Raw genomic sequence first — 3,010 nt, 5'->3', positions numbered from 1 at the left:
CGGGCGCCCAAGGCTCGATCGTGCTGGTGGTGGAAGCGAGCGGCGGTGCCGCCGCGCCTGCCGCCGCGCCTGCCGCCGCCGCCGCTCCAGCCGCCGCCGCCGCTGCCGCGCCGGCCGCCGCCGCGCCTGTCGCCGCCGCCGCAGCTGCCGCTTCGGTCGGCTCGGTCGTCACCGGCAAGCTGGCCCACGCCTCGCCGTCGATCCGCAAGTTCGCCCGCGAACTGGGCGTCGACCTGGGCCGCGTCGCCGGCAGCGGTCCGAAAGGCCGCATCACCCAGCAGGACGTGCAGAACTACGTCAAGGGTGCCGTCGCCGCCAGCCTGGCCGCGCCGGTCGCCGCCAAAGGTGGTTCCGGTTCCGGCATGGACGTGCTGCCGTGGCCTTCGCTCGACTTCAGCAAATTCGGTCCGACCGAACTGCTGCCGCTGTCGCGCATCAAGAAGATCTCCGGTCCCAACCTGCACCGCAACTGGGTGATGATCCCGCACGTCACGCAGTTCGACGAAGCGGACATCACCGAGCTGGAAGAATTCCGCGTCTCGTCGAACGCGGCCAACGCCAAGAACAAGGACGCGATCAAGCTGACCATGCTGGCCTTCGTCATCAAGGCATCGGTCGCCGCGCTGAAGAAATTCCCGGCGTTTAATGCATCGCTCGACGCCAACGGCGAAAACCTGATCCTCAAGCAGTACTACAACATCGGCTTCGCCGCCGACACGCCGAACGGTCTGGTGGTCCCGGTCATCAAGGACGCCGACAAAAAAGGCGTCGCGCAGATCGCCAAGGAAATGGGCGAACTGTCGGCGCAAGCGCGCGAAGGCAAGCTCAAACCGACCGACATGCAAGGCGCCAGCTTCACCATCTCGTCCCTGGGCGGCATCGGTGGCACGCACTTCACGCCTATCGTCAACGCACCGGAAGTGGCCATCCTCGGCCTGTCCAAGGCGTCGATGAAACCGGTCTGGGATGGCAAGGCCTTCCAGCCGCGCCTGATGATGGGTACCTCGCTGTCCTACGACCACCGCGTGGTCGACGGCGCGATGGGTGCGCGCTTCGCCGTGTATCTGGGCGAAGTGCTGGCCGACATGCGCAAAATTCTGCTGTAAGGAGCGACTATGAGCACAGTAGAAGTTAACGTACCGAACATCGGCGATTTCAAGGAAGTCGAAGTGATCGAGCTGATGGTCAAGGTCGGCGACACGATCAAGGTCGACCAGTCCCTGGTCACCGTTGAATCGGACAAGGCCAGCATGGAGATTCCTTCGACCCACGCGGGCGTGGTCAAGGAACTCAAGATCAAGGTCGGCGACAAGGTCAAGGAAGGCAGCCTGCTGTTGCTGGTGGAGGCCAACGGCGCCGCCGCAGCAGCTCCGGCAGCGGCTGCGGTTGCGGCGCCTGCCGCCGCCGCGCCGGTGGCCGCAGCGGCAGCTGCTCCGGCAGCGCCGGTGGTTGCGCCGGTTGGCGGCAGCTACAGCGGCCAGGTCGACGTCGATTGCGACATGATGGTGCTCGGTGGCGGTCCCGGTGGCTACTCGGCCGCCTTCCGTTCGGCCGATCTGGGCCAGAACGTGGTCATCGTCGAACGCTTCCCGACCTTGGGCGGGGTTTGCCTGAACGTCGGTTGCATCCCGTCGAAAGCGCTGCTGCATTTGGCCGCCGTGATCGACGAGACGGCGACCATGGGCAAGCATGGCGTCAGCTTCGCCAAGCCGCAGATCGACATCGACGAAGTGCGCAAGTACAAGGAAGGCGTCATCACCAAGATGACCGGCGGCCTGGCCGGCATGGCCAAGGCGCGCAAGGTCAGCGTGGTGCAGGGCGTTGGCCAGTTCCTCAGCGCGAACCACATCGAAGTGACGGCGACCGACGGCAGCAAGAAGGTGGTTCAGTTCAAACAGGCGATCATCGCCGCCGGTTCCTCGGTGGTGAATCTGCCGTTCGTGCCGGAAGACCCGCGCATCGTCGACTCGACCGGCGCGCTGGAACTGCGCGCCATCCCGAAACGCATGCTGGTTATCGGCGGCGGCATCATCGGCCTGGAAATGGCGACGGTGTACTCCACCTTCGGCGCGCGCATCGACGTGGTCGAAATGATGGACGGCCTGATGCAGGGCGCCGACCGCGACGCGGTCAAGGTTTGGCAGAAGTTCAACGAGAAACGCTTCGACAACATCATGACCAAGACCAAAACGGTCGCGGTCGAGGCGCTGCCGGAGGGGATCAAGGTCACCTTCGAGGCGGCCGAGGCAGGCGCCACCGCGCCCGCTCCGCAGATCTACGACATGGTGCTGGTGGCCGTTGGCCGCAGCCCGAACGGCAAGAAGCTGGCGGCCGACAAGGCCGGCGTGGCGGTGACCGATCGCGGCTTCATCAACGTCGACAGTCAGATGCGCACCAACGTGCCGAACATCTTCGCCATCGGCGATCTGGTCGGCCAGCCGATGTTGGCGCACAAGGCGGTGCACGAGGCGCACGTCGCGGCGGAAGCCGCGCTGGGCCAGAAGTCGCACTTCGACGTCAAGGTCATTCCGTCGGTGGCCTACACCGATCCGGAAGTGGCGTGGGCCGGCATCACCGAAGATGAAGCCAAGGCCAAGGGCATCAAGGTCGAGAAGGGCGTGTTCCCGTGGGCGGCGAGCGGCCGCGCCGTGGCCAATGGCCGCGACGAGGGCTTCACCAAGCTGCTGTTTGACGCCGAAACCCACCGCGTCATCGGCGGCACCATCGTCGGCACCCATGCCGGCGACATGATCGGCGAGATCGCGTTGGCCATCGAGATGGGCGCCGACGGCGTCGATATCGGCAAGACCATCCACCCGCACCCGACCTTGGGCGAGTCGATCGGCATGGCTGCCGAAGTCTACGAAGGCAAGTGCACCGATTTGCCGCCGCCGCGCAAGCGCTAGGCGACATCTGCTTCAGCAAAAAACCGGGATTCGTTCCCGGTTTTTTTACGTCTCAAGGTGCTGGTGGCCACAAAACCACCCAAAGGCGGAGAGCCGGGGGGGGG

General features: G+C 65.4%; 2 protein-coding genes. Both read left to right on the top strand.

All coding sequences use genetic code 11. The features are described from left to right. Positions 1-1,106: 2-oxo acid dehydrogenase subunit E2 (locus H7U20_RS30555; protein WP_233411102.1), on the top strand; the 1,106-nt coding region annotated here is incomplete at its 5' end. A 9-nt stretch (positions 1,107-1,115) separates the two neighbouring features. Further along, on the top strand, positions 1,116-2,906 hold the full coding sequence (gene lpdA, locus H7U20_RS26115) for a dihydrolipoyl dehydrogenase (protein WP_199762073.1): 1,791 nt from the start codon (positions 1,116-1,118) through the stop codon (positions 2,904-2,906). The last annotated feature ends 104 nt before the right edge of the window (positions 2,907-3,010 follow it).

The sequence above is a fragment of the Rugamonas violacea genome, assembly GCF_016461825.1.
GTDB lineage: Bacteria > Pseudomonadota > Gammaproteobacteria > Burkholderiales > Burkholderiaceae_D > Rugamonas.
Note: the sequence above shows the minus strand (reverse complement) of the source record. Positions and strands in the feature narration are given on the sequence as shown.